Genomic DNA, 16,614 nt, shown 5'->3' with positions numbered 1-16,614 from the left:
TCACGCTCCTTGCACGGCGAACGCTGCGGACTTGCCGGCGCGGCGGCGCGCAACCATGCTGATGGCGCCCAGGCCGGCCAGCAGCAGCATGTAGGTCGACGGTTCCGGCACGGCGCTGATGTTGATGTTGTCGAGCGCGAACTGGCCCTGGTTGAAGGCGGGGAAATCGAGGGAATTGCTGCACGCGCCAGTGTCATTGAAAATGCAGGCGCTGAAGGTCAGGCCCGTGAAGGCGTAGTTGCCGAAGCCGCCCAGCAGGGAAGCGCTCTGGAAATGGTAATTGCCATCGCTGCCCTGGCCGGGAAACGCCAGCGAGGTGCTGATCACCTGGCCATTGCTCAGGGTGCCGAACAGCTGCAGCTCGCCCCACTGCATGTCGGGCAAGCCCGACACGGGCGCGATGAAGGAATAGTCGAAGCCGGCCAGGCTGAACGCCTGGCGGTCGGCACGCGAAAAATTCACACCGCCATCGTTGAGGATGGCCAGGTAGTTGCCGCTGGCGCCCTGCGGGCAGGCGGCGATATCGCACGACGAGCCCACGCGGCCGTCGAGGATGGCGCCCACGCCGCTGACCCCGCCGCCGGCCGCCGTAGTCGGGTCGGCCAGGAAATGCAGGTTGTAGCTCGACGTATTGAGCGTCTGCCCGCTTGCATACACGTCGGGACGCAAGCTGTCGAAGGTCAGGATGCCGGCCATGGCCGGCGTCGAGGACAGCAGCGCCAGCGCGGCCAGGGCGGATAGCAGGGTCTTGCGGCCGCGGGTAGCGGATGGATGGACGGTGGCGGGCGATACCCGCGCTGCATTTGATGAACGATTCATTCTGGTCCCTTGGTTGTTATGGATAGAAAGGTCGGCAGGTCTGGCGCCCGCTTGCAGCTTTTTCACAAAAGTGCCAGCAAATATAGCAAATTGCACAAAATAAATATCATATTTTTAATATCATTTATTTATTTTTTATCTAACATTCCGGAACTTTGTTTTGTCTCGTCTATGAACATTTGACGGATCTCAACGTTACATTTGAACAACGGCGGCCGCGTCGTCAAACGTGCGCGCCTGCATCTGCCTGCAACTTCGGATAAGCTGGAAAACCGCGCCTGGACGCGCCGCTACGGCACACCGTCACATCGCGGTACACCTGTTCCATCCTGGAACACTCCGCCTGCTCCGCACGCCCATGCGGCCCGCCCCTGCCCACCCTGCGGCGATGGCATGAAGATTGCACAACATTCATATCGACCGATCCCAGGGAGCGTGCAGCATGGAACACTATCAATTGAGCGCCCAGGCCAGCACGCGCGGCCGGCCCGGACGCGCCGTCCTGCTGGCCGGTGTGCTGGCGCTGGCCTTTTTCCTGCTTGCCGCCAGGCTGGACCTGTCGGAACGGCTGGCGCACGCGCTGCTGGGGCAGGAACACTGGCAGCTCGACGAGCTGGCCCTGAGCCTGCTGCTGCTGGCGCTGGCGCTGGCCGGCTTTGCCGTGCGGCGGGGGCGCCAGGTGGCCGCCCTGCTGGCGCAGAACCGCGCGCTGACGCAGCGCCTGATGCGCGCGCAGGAAGACGAACGCTGCGCGCTGGCGCGCGAGCTGCACGACGAGGTGGGACAGGATTGCACGGCCATCCGCGCCGCCGCCAGCTACATCCTGCGCGCGCGCGACGGCGACCAGGCGAACGTGCAGGCCTGCGCGGCCAGCATCGCCCGCTCGTCGGAAGCGCTGCACGCGATGGTGCGCACCATGCTGCGCCGGCTGCGCCCGCCCGCGCTCGACAGCCTGGGACTCGATGCGGCCCTGCAGGCCCTGTGCGACGGCTGGGCGCAGCAGCACGGCATCGCCTGCCGCTACGCGTCGCACGCCATCCCCGCCGGCCTCGACGACAGCACGGCCATCGCCATCTACCGCCTGGTGCAGGAAGGCTTGACGAACGTGGCGCGCCACGCGGGCGCCGACCATGCCACGGTGGAATTGCGCGCCGATGCGCACGGCGTGCTGCACCTGGCCATCGAAGACAATGGCCGGGGTTTGCGCCAGGACAACACGGAACACAGCGGATTCGGCATGCTGGGCATGCGCGAGCGCGTGGCGGGCCTGCGCGGCCATATCCGCTGGATCAGCGCGCTGGGCAATGGCTTGCGCATCGAAGTGGCCATGCCCCTGACGGCTGGCGCGGCATGAACGCGGCGCTGGGCCCGATCCGCGTGATGCTGGTGGACGACCATCCGGTGGTGCGCTCCGGTTACCGCCGCCTGCTGGAGCAAGGGGGCGACATCGCCGTCGTGGCCGAAGCGGGCAATGGCGAAACGGCGTATGTCTTGCACCAGGAGCACGCGCCCGACGTGTGCGTGACGGATTTGTCCATGCCAGGCATCGGCGGCCTGGAACTGCTGCGCAAGCTGCTCGCGCGCGACGCCCATGCCCGCGTGCTCGTATTTACCATGCACGACACGCCGCAGCTGATCGCGCGCGCATTGGACGGCGGCGCCTGCGGCTTCGTCAGCAAGCAGGCCGACCCGGAACACCTGGTCGACGCCGTGCGCGCCGCCCACGCGGGCCGGCGCTACCTGGACCCGCACAGCGCGCCCGCCGTGCTGCACGACGCGGCAGGCACGGAAGCGCAGCGCTTGAGCAGCCTGAGCCAGCGCGAATTCGAAATCTTCCGCCTGCTGGCCGCCGGCCACAGCGCCGCCGATTGCGCCCGCCTGCTGCACGTGAGCAGCAAGACGGTGGCCAACCACCAGACCTGCATCAAGGAAAAGCTCGACGTGCCCGGCCCCGCCGCCCTCGTGCACCTGGCGCTGCGCAATGGCGTCATCGAAAGTATTCATCCTTAAAACGCGTAGCGCAGGCCCGCATTCACGCTGCGCGGCGCGCCGGCCGCATAGAAGGTCGCGTTGACCATCGGATATTCTCCGTTCACGGCGGGCAGCGGCCGGGCGGCGAAATTGCCGCTGGCGTCGAAGCCCGTCGCGCCCAGCTGGGCCGCAGTCGCGTACTTGCGGTCGAACAGGTTGCTCACCTGGGCAAACACGCTCAGCTGTCGCGTCAGCTGGACCTTGCCGTTCAGCTCGACCACGGCGTAGCCGCCGCTCTTGCCGGAACCCAGGTAAGACGGGCCGCCCGCCTGGTGCGCGTTGTTTTCATTGCCGCGCGCATAGGAACTCGACACGGCCGTCATGGCCAGTCCCACCGTCCAGTCGCGCCCGCCCTGCACATCCACATGCGCCTTGAAGATATGGCTGGGCGTCAGCGGTATCCGGTTGCCGGGCGTGATGACGATATTGCCTTCCAGGCCGGGCGCCTGCGCGTCGCTGCTGCTGTTGGCGCTGCCGTTGACGAGCTCGCGGCTCTGATACGTCGCCTGCAGCCACGTGTAGTTGACGCCGAAGTCCAGCGCGCCCGCCTTGCCGTCGAGCGCCAGCTCCACGCCCTGGTGGCGCGTCTTGCCGAAATTCTTGAAGTAGCCGAAACCGGCCTGGTTATCGGCCACGAACAGGATATCGTCGTGGTTTTCCGCGCGGAACAGGCCCGCGCTCCAGCGGGCCACGTCGGCGAACTTGCCGCGCAGGCCCGCTTCCCACGTCTTCGTCACCACCTGTTTCAAGGGCGGGTCCCCGGCCATGGCATTGGGCAGGCGGCAGGGGTTTTCCGGGTCGGCGCAACCGAGTTCGATGGCCGTCGGCGTGCGGCTGCCTTCGTTGTAGCCGAGATAGGCGCCGGTGCCGCCGGCCGGCGCATAGGCCAGGCCGATGGCGGGATTGAAGCGGCTGAAACGGTGGTCGCCGTCGAGCGAGCCGCTGCCGCCGCCGGGCGTGATGGCGTCGCGGTTGCGCACCGTGCTGCGGTTGTAGCGGCCGGAGATGGTCAGGGTCAACGCTTGATTCAACGCCATGCTGTCGCTCGCATACACGCTCCACGTGCGCATGCGCCCGCTCAAGTCGACGCGGTTATCCACGGGCGTGCCGTCGTCGTCGATTTCCGTGCCATCGGCAAAGAAGTTGACGGGCGTGATGCTGCGGTCCGGGTTCAGATAGCCGAACTGGCTCGTCTGGCGAAAGGTGGCATGGCTGGCATCGAAGGCGGCGCCGGCCGTGACGCTGTGGCGCTGCCCGGCCACGTCGGCCAGCACGGTGAGCTGGCCCGTAAAACCATAGTTTTCCTGCTCGGTATGGCTGCGGTTGAGCATGCCGTTGCATTTTTCGGCCGGCTCGTCGTGCAGCAGCACGTTGGCGATGCAGCGCCATTTCGGGAATGGCGTATTGCTTGCATTCGCCCCGCTGGCGGGAAAGCCCGTGTAGCCGGCCGCCGCCAGCGCCGCCCGCTCGGCCGCGCCGGGCTGGTAGACGGACTGGTCGAGCGACTCGTCGTTCAGGTCACCGTTAAACGTGTGCGTGTCGATCTTGCGGTAGTACACATTGCCGGACAATAAGACGGCATCGCCGGCCTGGTGCTTGCCCGTCAGGTTCAACAGCGTGGACTTGTTCTGCGTCACATCGGGCTTGGTGTAGACGCTGCGGTAGTCGCGCGCCAGCAGGCGCTGTTCCTGCAAGCCGTTGCCCGTCAGCGCATTGTCCGCATGGGCCACCGTGACGGCGATATCCGTGCGCGCATCGCTCCAGCCCAGCTTGCCGAAGACCTGGCGCACGTCCGACGGCGAATCGTCGCGCCAGCCGTCTTCCTTGAAACGATTGCCCGTCGCATACCAGTGCCAGCCCTGCGCATTGCTGCCGCCATGCTCGACCTCGACGGCGCGCCGCTGGTGCGAACCCAGGCGCGCCTCGACGGCCGTGCCGGGATTGCTAAGACCATCCTTGGTCTGCAGGGCCAGCGCGCCGCCCAGGGTGTTCAGGCCGAACAGCGGATTCGAGCCGGGCATCAGGGTCAGCGAGGCAATCGCCATGCGCGGAATCAAGTCCCAGCTGACGACGTCGCCAAACGGCTGGTTCAGCCGCATGCCATCGAGATACACGGACAAGCCTTGCGGCGTGCCCAGCAGCGGCGAGGCCGTATAGCCTCGGTAGCTGACGTCGGGCTGGAAGGGGTTGTTCTGCACGTCGTTCACATAGACGCTGCCCAGGTTGCGGCGCAGGAAAGCGGAAATGTCGAGCGCGCCACTGGCGGCGATCTGCTGCGCGCTGGCCGTCTGCACGGGCGCGGCCAGGGCGTCGCGCGGCTGCTCCACGGTGGGCAGCGGCATGCTGCCCGTGATGATGACGGTGGGCAAGTCGCCGGCGATGATCGGGCTGGCGTCGGCGGCAAGGTTGGCCGCTTGCGCCTGGCACAGCGCCATGGCGGCGGCCGCGAATAAAGTCAGTTTCATGCGTATCCCCGTTTTTATAGTGGTTTTATTACTGTCCAGTATCGAACAGCCACCGGGGATGGGCTAGGGAAAAACTCCCGCCGTGCTGGGAACTAGCGCTGCAAGGGCAGGTAACTCTGTTTGAGCTGGCGCAACACAAAGCTCGATTTGCTGTGGCGGATGCCGGGAATTTTATACAGGCGCTCGCGCAGCAGGCGTTCGTAGTCGCGCGTGTCGCTCACCGCGATGCGCAGGTAGTAATCGTAGTCGCCGGACACAAGAAACGCTTCCAGCACTTCCGGGATCATGGCCAGCGCGTGGCCGAACTCGAACAGGGCCTGGTCGGAATGGTCGTCCAGCGTCACTTGCACGATGACGGTATCGGCCAGCCCCACCTTGGCCGCATTGACGTTCACCGTATAACCCGCGATGACGCCATCGTCTTCCATGCGCTTGATGCGCGCCCAGCACGGCGACGAAGTCAGGCCCACCTTGGCGCTCAGGTCGTGCAGGCTGATGCGGGCGTCCTGCTGCAGGGCCGCCAGGATGGCGAGGTCGAATTTATCCAGCCTCATTCTGCATAATCCTTATTTGACAGCAAAATTTGCTGAATACTGCATTCTATACGAGAAAACCAGCAGCCTTTTCTGCCGCATCAGGCAGAAAATAAGGCCATGAAACCCGATCCCGCTCCCCTCCTCGCTCACGCATCCCACAACGGCGCCAGCATCCTGGTCGACACCCTGCTGGCGATGGGCGTCGATACCGTCTTTGGCTACCCGGGCGGCGCCGTGCTGCCCCTGTACGACGCGCTGCACGCCCAGCCCCGCTTGCGCCACGTGCTGGTGCGCCATGAACAGGCAGCCGTGCACGCAGCCGAAGGCTATGCGCGCAGCACAGGCCGGCCCGGCGTCGTCTTCGTCACGTCCGGTCCCGGCATGAGCAACACCACCACGGGCTTGCTCGACGCCCTGTGCGATTCGATCCCCGTGATCTGCATCAGCGGCCAGGTGGCCACCACCAGCATCGGCACGGCCGCCTTCCAGGAATGCGACGCGCTGGGCATTTCGCGCCCCGTCACCAAGTGGAACCGGCAAATCCGCGCGGCCGATGAAACGGCGGCCGTCGTGCGCGAAGCATACGCGCAGGCAACGCAGGGCCGGCCCGGCCCCGTGCTGGTCGACTTTCCCAAGGATTTGCAGCTGGCGCCGGTGCAGGCAACGACGGCGCCTGCCCCCGCCACGCGGTCAGCGCTGCCGCTGCCGGCAGCGGCCGACCTCGAACGGGCCGCCAGCCTGATCGCCGCCGCGCGCCGGCCCGTGTTCTATGGCGGCGGAGGCCTCGTCAATTCCGGCCCCGCCGCCTGCGCTGCCTTTCAGCAATTGGTGAAACTGGCGGCCGCGCCGTGCACCCTGACCTTATTGGGCCTGGGCGCCTTTCCCGCCTCGCACCCGGCCTTCCTCGGCATGCTGGGCATGCACGGCACGCTGGAAGCGAACCTGGCCATGCACCATGCCGACCTGATCGTCTGCGTGGGCGCCCGCTTCGACGACCGGGTGACGGGCCGCCTGGACGCCTTCTGTCCCGGCGCAAAGGTCATCCACATCGATATCGACCCGGCGTCGATCGGCAAGGTGGTGCGCGCCGACGTGGCCCTGCGCGGCGACTGCGCGCCCGTGCTGGCCGCCCTGCTGGAACAGCTGCGCGGGCGATTGCTGGCGGACCGCCAGCCGTGGTGGCGGCGCATCGACGGCTGGCGCGCCCAGGACTCGCTGGCGTTCGACGACACGCCGGACGTGATCGCGCCGCAGGCGCTGATGCGGCGGCTGCAGGCGGCGCTCGACAGCATGGACAGCGGCGACGCCATCGTTTCCACCGACGTGGGCCAGCACCAGATGTGGGCCGCGCAGCATCTGCGCTTCGAGCAGCCGCGCCGCTGGCTGACCTCGGGCGGCGCCGGCACCATGGGTTATGGCTTGCCGGCCGCCATCGGCGCGCAGATCGCCCACCCGGACAAGTGCGTCGTGTGCGTCAGCGGCGACGCGTCGATCCTGATGAATATCCAGGAACTGGCCACGGCCGTGCAGCACCGCCTGCCCGTGAAAGTGGTGCTGTCGAACAATGGCTACATGGGCATGGTGCGCCAGTGGCAGGAACTGATACACGGCGGGCGCTACAGCCACAGCTACACGGAAGCGCTGCCCGACTTCGTCGCCCTGGCGCGCGCCTTCGGCTGGCAGGCCCACACGGTCTCCCGGCGCGAGGAGCTCGACGCGGCATTGACTACCTGCCTGGCGTCCGATGGCCCCTACTTCCTCGACGTGCGCGTGCACGGCGCGGAAAACTGCTTCCCCATGATGGCCCCCGGCGCGGGCCACCATGAAGTCACTTTGGCAAAAGGCATGGTATTCCAGGAACCCGCTACGTAATACCTATCCCCCGCGGCGTCCAGATGCCTGACAAAACCGTAGCGAGCGGAAGGGAGAGGTGGCTAAGAAGCGCAACCGTACTCCAGTACGGCGAGCATCGCAGGCCGCCTATACCGACGCGCAGTAGGTTTGGTCAGGCATCAAGCCCAAATCCGATAGACCCAGTAACTCTCGTCGTCGCGGATGGCGCGCGCCAGCTCGGTGGGACTCAAGCCCGTGATTTCGCGCGTCTCGCGGCAGAAATGCGCCTGGTCGGCGTAACCGCCGCTGGCGGCGACGTCGGACCAGGACGCCGTGCCCTGCAGGATGGCGCCGCGCTCGTCGAGGAACAGCTGCTCCGCGCGGCGCATGCGGCGCAAGGTGCGCATGGGCTGGCCGGCCCAAGCCTTGATGCGGCGCTCGATATGGCGCGCGCTGCTGGCCAGGCCCGTCGATGCGGCCTGCACGCCCAGGCGGCGCACCCAGTCCTGCACGGCGCCGGCCGGATGGTCGCCGTTCTTGCGCGCCAGCTGCCAGCGCGGCGCAAGAAAGTCTTCCACCAGGCTGACGCGGACGGCGTCGTCGGGCGCGGCCAGCACGGCGTCGGACAGGGCCAGCCAGTCGGCGCCAAACACGGCGTCGAGCGGGCGGAACTGGTCCAGCAAGGCCGCCATCGCTATGCCCGTCAAGGCATGCAGGGAGTCCGGGTAAAACATCACGACGAACGAGTGCACGGGACCGGGGTTATAGCTGACCAGCGGATACGAACGGGGGCCGCCGAACAGCGCGGGCGGCATGCGCACGTCCGGCAGCGACAGGCCCGGCCCGGCCGCCTCCACGTCGCCGGTGACGGTCCAGATGATGCTGCACATGGGCACGGCGGGAAAGCGGTTCAGGCGCTGGGCCGGCGGCAGGGGCGCGCAGGCCGTGGTGTCGCGCACGAGGATGGCGCGCACGCAGGAAGCGAGCGCCGTGCGCGGCGCGATCAGACGGGTCAGGGGCGTAGGGGCGGCAGGCATGGCGACGATTGTACCGGCAATTGCGCGCGCCGCGCGATGTCGTATTCGTTCAAGACGCGGGTGCGCAAGCGCGCTACAGTGATGTCATTGTCGCCATCCACCAGGAGTCCGTCATGCCCCCGCTCGACCACGCCGCCGCCACCACGGCCCTGCGCCAGATCCGCCAGTTGCCGGGGCCGTTCGCGCTGCCCATCATCGGCAACGCGCTGCAAGTACGACTGCCGCGTATCCACCGCGACGTGGAAGGCTGGGTGCGGCGCTACGGCCCCTACCTGCGCGCCTGGTTCGGCCGCACCCTGGTGCTGGTGGTGGCCGACAGCGAAGCCGTGGCGGCGGTGCTGCGCGACCGCCCGGACGGCTTCCGGCGTCCGCTGTCGAGCTACACGATTTCCGTGGAAATGGGCGGCATCCCCGGCCTGTTCCTGGCCGAGGGCACGGCGTGGCGCAACCAGCGCCGCATGGTGATGGCCGGCATGGCGCCGGGTGCCATCAAGGCGTATTTCCCCGCGCTGGTGGCGGTGGCGCAGCGCCTGCAGCGGCGCTGGCATCTTGCCGCCACGCAAGGCAAAGCGATCGGCCTCGACGGCGACCTGAAACGCTACACGGTCGACATCATTGCCGGCCTGGCCTTCGGCACGGAAGTCAACACGCTCGAATCGGGCGAGGACGTGATCCAGCGCCACCTCGACGCGATCCTGCCGGCCGTGGCGCGGCGCAGCCTGTCGATGGTGCCGTACTGGCGCTACGTCAAGCTGCCCGTCGACAGGCGCCTGGACCGCGACGTGGCGGCGCTGGACGTGGCCGTGGCCGACCTGGTGCGGCAGGCGCGCACCCGCCTGGAGCGCGATCCCGCCCGGCGCGTGCGGCCGCCCAACCTGCTCGAAGCCATGATTGTCGCCGCCGACGAAGCCGGCAGCGGCGTGGACGACCGCGCCGTGGCTGGCAATGTGCTGACCATGCTGCTGGCGGGCGAAGACACGACGGCCAACACGATTTCCTGGATCATCTACCTGCTGCAGCGCCATCCGCACAGCCTGGCGAAGGCGCGCGAGGAAGTGCGGCGCCTGGCGCCCGACGTGGCGCAGTTCACCCTGGAGCAGATGGACAGCCTCGACTACCTGGGCGCCTGCGCCAGCGAAGCCATGCGCTTGAAACCGGTGGCGCCCTACCTCCCGCTCGAAGCGCTGCGCGACACGGTGGTGGGCGACGTGGCCGTGCCCGCCGGCAGCATGCTGTGGTGCGTGATGCGCCACGACAGCGTCTCCGACGCGCATTTTCCCGACGCGCAGGCGTTCCAGCCAGAGCGCTGGCTGGCCGAGAGCGGCGAGGCCAACGACAAGCGCGCTTCGATGCCGTTTGGCGCCGGCGTGCGCACGTGTCCGGGCCGCTACCTGGCCTTGTTGGAAATCAAGATCGCCATGGCCATGCTGCTGGGCAGCTTCGACATCGCCGGCGTCGATACGCCGGACGGCGGCGAGGCGCAGGAACTGATGGGTTTCGTGATGTCGCCCGTGGGCCTGAGCATGCGCCTGGCGCGGCCGCAGTGATACCATGGGGGCAATCTCAGTCAACGTGCTTTTCCCCATGCAAATTTTCCTGGAATCGCCGCAACAAGCGGACGTGCAAACCCTGATCGCCGAACTGGATGCATATCAACAAACGCTGTATCCGGCCGAGTGCGTCTACTCGCTGGACCTGGCCTCCGTGCCGCCCGACACGCTGCTGTTTGCCGTCGCCCGCGATGCGGCGGGCGCGGCGCGCGCCTGCGGCGCCATCGTCGTCACGCCCGATTTCGGCGAGGTCAAGCGCATGTACGTGCACCCGGACAGCCGCGGCCTGGGCCTGGCCAAGCGCCTGCTGGCCCTGCTGGAAGAACAGGCGCTGGCGCGCGGCTGCCGCCTGCTGACCCTGGAGACGGGCATCCACCAGCCGGAGGCCATCGCCCTGTACGCGCGCCACGGCTACCAGCGGCGCGGGCCGTACGGCGGCTATCGCGATGACCCGTTCAGTGTCTTCATGGAAAAACCGCTGCAGGCGGCCGCATGAGCGCCCCATCCGACAGCCTGCTCGACATCCGCGCGCGCCTGCGCGCCTTTGCCGACGAGCGCGACTGGGACCAGTTCCACACGCCGAAAAACCTGGCCATGGCCCTGTCCGTGGAAGTGGCGGAACTGGCCGAGCACTACCAGTGGCTGCCCACGGGCGCGGATAACGAACTGGACGAGGCGAAGCGCGCGGGCATCCGCCACGAACTGGCCGACGTGCTGATGTACCTGGTGCGCCTGGCCGACAAGAGCGGCGTCGACCTGCACGCGGCCGTGCTGGAAAAGATGGAACTGAACGCGCAGAAATACCCGGCGGCGCAGGTGCGCGGCGACGCGCGCAAATACAGCGAGTACTGATCCCCCACCCGTGCGTGACTGCTGCGCGAAAAAGCGTAGCATAAGGACATGCGCACTCCTCTCTCCCTGCTGCTCGCTGGCTTGCTCGCTGGTCCACTGTCCAGCGCTGTTGCGCTAGCGCAAACCACGCCCGTGCCGCAGGTGAAGGTGGATGCCACGCGCGACCCCGTGGATAAATCCTACCGCAAGATGCTGCAGGGCGTGGACCGCTTCGAGCGCGACCATGCGCTGGCGCCGCAGGCCGTGCTGCGCTTTCGCTTGCTGCCGCGCCAGCCCGGCGTGGACATGACGGGCGTGCAGCTGCGCATCGCGGGCGACACCGTCAGCATCCCCTTGCCGCTGGCCGAGGACAACAGCTTTGCCCCCGTGCGCAACGCGCAAGCGGCGCGCGAAGACGCCGTGCTGCTCGCCAACCGCAGGGCTTCCACCATGAGCTGGCGCGCGCAGGTGATCACGCCCGGCTTGCCGCCGGGCACGCGGCGCCTGGGCGACCTGCGCCTGGAATGCCGCGCCGGCATGGATTCGGGGCTGATCTCGAACGACCCGCAAATCATCGCCTGGCTGTCCAGCATGCTCTACAGCACTGATAAAGTGTGTTCCGAGCCGGACGGCAATTATCTGTTCTTCACGGAGCGGCCCCTGTTCGGCGTCACCCTCGTGCATGGCGAGCGCCGTCTGGCCCTGCCCTTCAAGATGCTGTACGCGGGCGGCGAGCAGACGCCCGCCTCGCTGCCGTATTGCGATTGCCAGGTCTTGCTCGACCGCACGTATTACGCGCCCCTGTGGGACAGCAGCTGGCCCGATGACACCCTGCTGGAATTTGACTATATGGACGAGGTGGCGCCATGAAGTGGCTGATGATCGCCTTGCTGACGCTGCTGGCCGCCTGCTCCGGCACGCGCGCCTTGCAGGCAAGCAAAAATGTACCTTACGCCACCCTGGAACAGACGGTGCACGTGGGCAGCAGCACGCGCGAACAGGTGCGCGCCGCGCTGGGCGACAGCACGGCCATCCGTTTCGACAGCGGCTATGAAGTGTGGATGTACACCTACCCGGCCGCCTCGGGCGCGCCAGGCGAATATGTGATCTTGTTTGGCGGGGATGGGGTGGTGAAGAAGGTGCGCAGCGGCGAGGTGTACCGGGTACAGAAGTAAGCGCGGGAAGTGAGCCCCGCCAGCAGCGCTGGCGGGGCAATGCTTATCGTGCCTTCAGCAAGGCCCGTGCCGCCAGGCCCGCGCCTACGCTGCGGCCCACGCCGGCAGCCTTGCGCCTGGGCGAAGCCTTCAGCTTGAAGATGCTGATCGACTGGGCCACGCTCTCGGTGCGCTGCGCCAGGTTGGTGGCGGCCGCGGCGGCCTGCTCCACGAGCGCCGCGTTCTGCTGCGTGATGCCATCCATGTGGATGACGGCCTGGTTGACCTGGCCGATACCCTGGTTCTGCTCGCGCGTGGTCGAGGAAATCTCGTCCATCATTTCCGTCACGCGGGCCACCGAGGCGATCACTTCCGTCATGGTGGCGCCCGCATTGCTGGTCAGCACGCTGCCCGCATTCACGGTGGCAATCGAATGGTCAATCAGGTTTTTCACCTCTTTCGCCGCCGTTGCCGAGCGCTGGGCCAGGCTGCGCACCTCGCCCGCCACGACGGCAAAACCGCGGCCGTGCTCGCCCGCGCGGGCCGCTTCCACGGCCGCGTTCAAGGCGAGGATATTCGTCTGGAAGGCGATGCCGTCGATTAGGCCAATAATGTCGAGAATCTTGCGCGACGAGCTGCTGATCTCGTCCATCGTGGTCACCACTTCGCTGACGATGGTGCCGCCCTTGGCGGCGACGGTCGACGCCTGCACCGCCAGGTCGTTGGCCGTGGACACGTGGTCGGCGCTGTTCTGCACGGTCGACGTCAGTTCTTCCATGCTGGCCGCCGTCTGCTCCAGGCTGGACGCCTGCGATTCCGTGCGGCTGGACAAGTCCATATTGCCCGTGGCGATTTCCGCCGTCGTGATGCGGATATCCTCGAAGTTGGCGCGCACGTCGCCGATGATGCTGTGCAAGTTGATATTGGTCTGGCGCAAGGCGGCCATCAATTGACCCATGTCATCATCGCGCACCTTGTCGATGACGCCCGTCAAATCGCCGCCGGCCATCTTGCGCGCCATCGTGATGGCGTCGCCCAGGGGCACGACGAGGGAATTGTGCAGATGGGCCCAGAAATACAGCATCAGCGCGACGGCCACGGCGGCAGCGCCGCTGAGCCAGCTGCGCGTGGCCGTGCTCGTGTCGCCGTCGATATTCCACACGGCGCAGCCGAGAATGGCCAGCACCACGCCAAAGACGATGGAATGCAGGGCCAGGTCTTGCGACAGGGTCAGCTTGCGCCACTCGGCCAGCCTGGCGGCCCAGCCCTGGCGCACGACGCGGCCATTGCGGATCGCCAGGTTCGCGCTATTGCCATCTTTAAAACTTTTATACAGGGCTGCCGCTTCATTGATCTGCTCGCGCGTGGGCTTGGTACGAACGGACATATAGCCGATCGGGCGGCCGTTTTCGATGACGGGCGTGATATTGGCGAAGACCCAGTAAAAATCGCCGTTCTTGCAGCGGTTCTTGACCATGCCCGTCCACGGCATGCCCGTCTTGATGGTGTCCCACAGGTCGGCAAACGCTTCGGCCGGCATATCGGGATGACGCAGGATATTCTGTGGTGCACCCAGCAATTCCATTTCTGAAAAGCCGCTGACCTCAATGAAATACTGATTGGCGTAATTGATGTTTCCCTGTAAATCCGTAGTGGAAACAATCGTCATGCCTTCATTTAATACGTATTCATTTTGCGTGATAGGCGTGTTGACCCGCATCGTCGCTCCTCTATTTTTTTCAACTAGCATAACAAAAAGATAAAAACAATATACCACATCAAGCACCCATGATATATCGCTCCCGCGACAGTGACACTGGTCAAACAATTTAATAAAAATCAATTCATTTATGTTTTAGAATTTACTTTGACTCAACTTGATTGATTTTATTGAAATGTAAAATTCAAATTGCGCCCATGCGCAATAATTAATAAAAAATTATGTATTAATGCAGCGCGCAATAAACACGGTGCATATGCCGATAAAAAGACCGCGCGCGGCCACGATTAAGCCCGGCGCATGGCCAGGCCTGCCGGCAACGATAACGCTGCAGCAATCTTCATTTCTTGAGGGAAAATAAAAACTGGCGCGAACGCGCCAGTGGGATATATGTCTCCAATCCGCGACACAGGCGCCGGGGAGGCGCCTGTGCAGGGAGGGCTTACTTGAATGATTTACGCGGCGGCGACTTCGGACGCGGTGGCGCGGGCTTGCGCTCCGTCGTGCCGTCATCGAGGCTGATGCGCAGTTTCTGGCCCGACACGACGACCGATTTCAGGTGGTCGAGGATTTCCGGCGGCATGCCTTCCGGCAAGTCCAGCACGCTGTAGTTGTCGAAGATATCGATGCGGCCGATATGCTTGGCTTCCAGGTTCGCTTCGTTGGCGATGGCGCCGACGATGTTGCTCGGCGTCACGGCGTGCTCGCGGCCCACTTCGATGCGGTAAGCCGTCACGCCCGGACGCGGACGTTCCTTCTTCGGCGCGCGTGGCGCCGGCGCGGCGTCGCCCGTGTCCGCTGGCGCGGACTTGGCGGCGAACGGCTTGCGCGGCGCGGCTGGCGGCGCCAGGTCCGGCGCGTCGCCGTCGCGGCTGATGCGCAGCTGCTGGCCCGCCACCCACACGGTTTTCAGCTGGTCCAGCAATTCTTTCGGCATGCTGTCCGGCAAGTCCAGGACGCTGTAGTCGTCATAGATTTCGATGCGGCCGATGTTTTTCGAATCGATGCCCGCTTCGTTGGCGATGGCGCCCACGATATTGCCCGGTTTTACGCCATGTTGATGACCTACCTCAATACGGAAGGTCTGCATGCCGGCGTCGGCAGGACGGGAGATGCGTTCCTTTTTCGGGAAGGCCGGGCGTTCGCTGCGTTCGAAGCGGTCGCCGCGCTCGAAACGCTCGTTGCGCTCGGGGCGGTCGAAGCGGTCCTGGCGTGCAGGACGGTCGTCCTGCCACGTGGCTTGCTCGCGCGCCTTGTTCTTGTCCAGCAACAAAGGCACATTGCCACGCGCCATCTTCGCCAGGGCGGCGGCGATTTCGATGGCGGGAATGTTCTGTTCGCGTTCGAAATCCTCGATCAGCGACTGGAACTGTTCCAGTTCGCCCAGGGCCAGGGTTTCGCTGATCTGTTCCTTGAACTTGGCGATACGCACGTCGTTGACGGCCTGGATCGTCGGCAGTTCCAGCATGCCGATCGGCTGGCGGGTCGAGCGTTCGATGGCTTTGAGCAAGTTCTTTTCACGCGGGGTGATGAACAGGATCGCTTCGCCGCTGCGGCCGGCGCGGCCCGTGCGGCCGATGCGGTGGGTATAGCTTTCCGGATCGTGCGGCACGTCGTAGTTGACGACGTGGCTGATGCGCTCGACGTCCAGGCCACGGGCGGCCACGTCGGTTGCCACGAGGATGTCGATCTTGCCGTCCTTTAATTGCTGGATGGTGCGCTCGCGCTGCGCCTGCTGGATGTCGCCATTGATGGCGGCGGCCGAGAAGCCGCGTGCCTGCAGCTTGCTGGCCAGCTCTTCCGTGCCCAGCTTGGTGCGGGCGAAGATGATCATGCCGTCAAACGCTTCCGCTTCCAGGATGCGGGTCAGCGCGTCGAGCTTGTGCATGCCCGACACGAGCCAGTAGCGCTGGCGGATGTTGTCGGCCGTGCCCGTCTTGGCGGCCACCGTCACTTCGGCCGGATTCACCAGGTAGGTGGTGGCGATGCGCTTGATGACGGAAGGCATGGTGGCCGAGAACAGGGCCGTTTGATGGCCGTCCGGGGTTTCTTTCAAGATGCGTTCGACGTCGTCGATAAAGCCCATGCGCAGCATTTCATCGGCTTCGTCCAGCACCAGCGTCTTCAGCTTGGACAGGTCGAGCGAACCCTTGTCCAGGTGGTCGATGACGCGGCCCGGGGTGCCGACGATGACGTGCACGCCGCGGCGCAGGGCCGACAGCTGCGGGCCGTAGCTTTGGCCGCCGTAGATCGGCAGCACATGGAAGCCGGGAATGTGGGCGGCGTACACCTGGAACGCTTCGGCGACCTGGATGGCCAGTTCGCGCGTCGGTGCCAGGACCAGGGCTTGGGGTGAGCTTTGTTTCAGATCAATGCGCGACAGGATAGGCAAGGCGAAGGCGGCGGTCTTACCCGTGCCCGTTTGCGCCTGGCCCAGCACGTCGCGGTTAGCGAGCAATAATGGAATCGTGGCCGCCTGGATAGGCGACGGTGTTTCGTAACCGACATCCTTGAGCGCGCGAACCAGCGGCTCGCTCAGGTTAAGGTCGGAAAATAAGGAAATTGGTGTATCAGACATGAAATCACTCACAAGTTCGCTCGAATCGCCCAATGCGAAAGAGTGTATCTGCTAGTTTAC

14 protein-coding genes are annotated in these 16,614 nt (G+C 65.6%); 8 read left to right on the top strand and 6 right to left on the bottom strand.

Annotation, left to right across the window (positions count from 1 at the left end):
* Nucleotides 1–819: an NF038120 family PEP-CTERM protein gene (locus BXA07_RS03365; protein ID WP_076565518.1), complete on the bottom strand. Its 819-nt coding sequence runs from the start codon at nucleotides 817–819 to the stop codon at nucleotides 1–3.
* A 442-nt stretch (nucleotides 820–1,261) separates the two neighbouring features.
* Here BXA07_RS03365 and BXA07_RS03360 point away from each other — a divergent pair, with 442 nt between their 5' ends.
* Together BXA07_RS03360 and BXA07_RS03355 are read left to right on the top strand one after the other, a co-directional pair.
* Nucleotides 1,262–2,173 carry a histidine kinase gene (locus BXA07_RS03360; protein WP_083708007.1) on the top strand — a complete coding sequence of 304 codons (912 nt, stop codon included), beginning with the start codon at nucleotides 1,262–1,264 and terminating at the stop codon, nucleotides 2,171–2,173.
* Nucleotides 2,170–2,829, top strand: coding sequence for a response regulator (locus tag BXA07_RS03355; RefSeq protein ID WP_076565515.1), 660 nt, complete (start codon nucleotides 2,170–2,172; stop codon nucleotides 2,827–2,829). The genes BXA07_RS03360 and BXA07_RS03355 overlap by 4 nt, the downstream gene beginning before the upstream one ends.
* Here the strand turns inward: BXA07_RS03355 and BXA07_RS03350 are convergent.
* Both BXA07_RS03350 and BXA07_RS03345 read right to left on the bottom strand, forming a co-directional pair.
* The gene (locus BXA07_RS03350; RefSeq protein ID WP_076565513.1) at nucleotides 2,826–5,315 is read right to left on the bottom strand and encodes a TonB-dependent receptor; all 2,490 of its coding nucleotides are present in this window, start codon (nucleotides 5,313–5,315) and stop codon (nucleotides 2,826–2,828) included. The two genes, BXA07_RS03355 and BXA07_RS03350, sit on opposite strands and share 4 nt — an antisense overlap.
* Before the next feature lie 92 nt (nucleotides 5,316–5,407).
* Nucleotides 5,408–5,869 carry an Lrp/AsnC family transcriptional regulator gene (locus tag BXA07_RS03345; RefSeq protein ID WP_076565511.1) on the bottom strand — a complete coding sequence of 154 codons (462 nt, stop codon included), beginning with the start codon at nucleotides 5,867–5,869 and terminating at the stop codon, nucleotides 5,408–5,410.
* 99 nt (nucleotides 5,870–5,968) lie between these two features.
* On the opposite strand from BXA07_RS03345, the gene ilvB reads away from it, so the two are divergent.
* A complete protein-coding gene (ilvB, locus tag BXA07_RS03340; RefSeq protein ID WP_076565510.1) occupies nucleotides 5,969–7,723 on the top strand; it encodes a biosynthetic-type acetolactate synthase large subunit in 1,755 nt (584 codons plus the stop codon).
* A 140-nt stretch (nucleotides 7,724–7,863) separates the two neighbouring features.
* On the opposite strand, the gene BXA07_RS03335 is transcribed toward ilvB, so the two are convergent.
* A complete protein-coding gene (locus BXA07_RS03335; protein WP_076565508.1) occupies nucleotides 7,864–8,721 on the bottom strand; it encodes a helix-turn-helix domain-containing protein in 858 nt (285 codons plus the stop codon).
* A gap of 113 nt (nucleotides 8,722–8,834) precedes the next feature.
* On the opposite strand from BXA07_RS03335, the gene BXA07_RS03330 reads away from it, so the two are divergent.
* Genes BXA07_RS03330 through BXA07_RS03310 form a run of 5 tightly spaced genes read left to right on the top strand, consistent with a single transcriptional unit; the run spans nucleotide 8,835 to nucleotide 12,277 of the window.
* Nucleotides 8,835–10,268, top strand: coding sequence for a cytochrome P450 (locus BXA07_RS03330; protein ID WP_076565704.1), 1,434 nt, complete (start codon nucleotides 8,835–8,837; stop codon nucleotides 10,266–10,268).
* A 4-nt stretch (nucleotides 10,269–10,272) separates the two neighbouring features.
* A complete protein-coding gene (locus tag BXA07_RS03325) occupies nucleotides 10,273–10,767 on the top strand; it encodes a GNAT family N-acetyltransferase (RefSeq protein WP_244556155.1) in 495 nt (164 codons plus the stop codon).
* Entirely contained in the window at nucleotides 10,764–11,123 is a 360-nt protein-coding gene (locus tag BXA07_RS03320; RefSeq protein ID WP_076565505.1) for a nucleotide pyrophosphohydrolase, read from the top strand. The genes BXA07_RS03325 and BXA07_RS03320 overlap by 4 nt, the downstream gene beginning before the upstream one ends.
* Nucleotides 11,124–11,171: 48 nt before the next feature.
* The gene (locus BXA07_RS03315) at nucleotides 11,172–11,972 is read left to right on the top strand and encodes a hypothetical protein (RefSeq protein ID WP_076565504.1); all 801 of its coding nucleotides are present in this window, start codon (nucleotides 11,172–11,174) and stop codon (nucleotides 11,970–11,972) included.
* Nucleotides 11,969–12,277: a hypothetical protein gene (locus tag BXA07_RS03310; protein WP_076565502.1), complete on the top strand. Its 309-nt coding sequence runs from the start codon at nucleotides 11,969–11,971 to the stop codon at nucleotides 12,275–12,277. The genes BXA07_RS03315 and BXA07_RS03310 overlap by 4 nt, the downstream gene beginning before the upstream one ends.
* Nucleotides 12,278–12,320: 43 nt before the next feature.
* On the opposite strand, the gene BXA07_RS03305 is transcribed toward BXA07_RS03310, so the two are convergent.
* Nucleotides 12,321–13,925 carry a methyl-accepting chemotaxis protein gene (locus BXA07_RS03305; RefSeq protein WP_348532948.1) on the bottom strand — a complete coding sequence of 535 codons (1,605 nt, stop codon included), beginning with the start codon at nucleotides 13,923–13,925 and terminating at the stop codon, nucleotides 12,321–12,323.
* Between the two features lie 493 nt (nucleotides 13,926–14,418).
* Nucleotides 14,419–16,554 carry a DEAD/DEAH box helicase gene (locus tag BXA07_RS03300; protein ID WP_076565702.1) on the bottom strand — a complete coding sequence of 712 codons (2,136 nt, stop codon included), beginning with the start codon at nucleotides 16,552–16,554 and terminating at the stop codon, nucleotides 14,419–14,421.
* Between the last annotated feature and the right edge of the window lie 60 nt (nucleotides 16,555–16,614).

It is taken from the genome of Janthinobacterium sp. TND4EL3 (assembly GCF_900156175.1).
GTDB lineage: Bacteria > Pseudomonadota > Gammaproteobacteria > Burkholderiales > Burkholderiaceae_D > Janthinobacterium.
The sequence above is the reverse complement of the archived record's forward strand: the minus strand, read 5'-3'. Positions and strand labels throughout refer to the sequence as shown.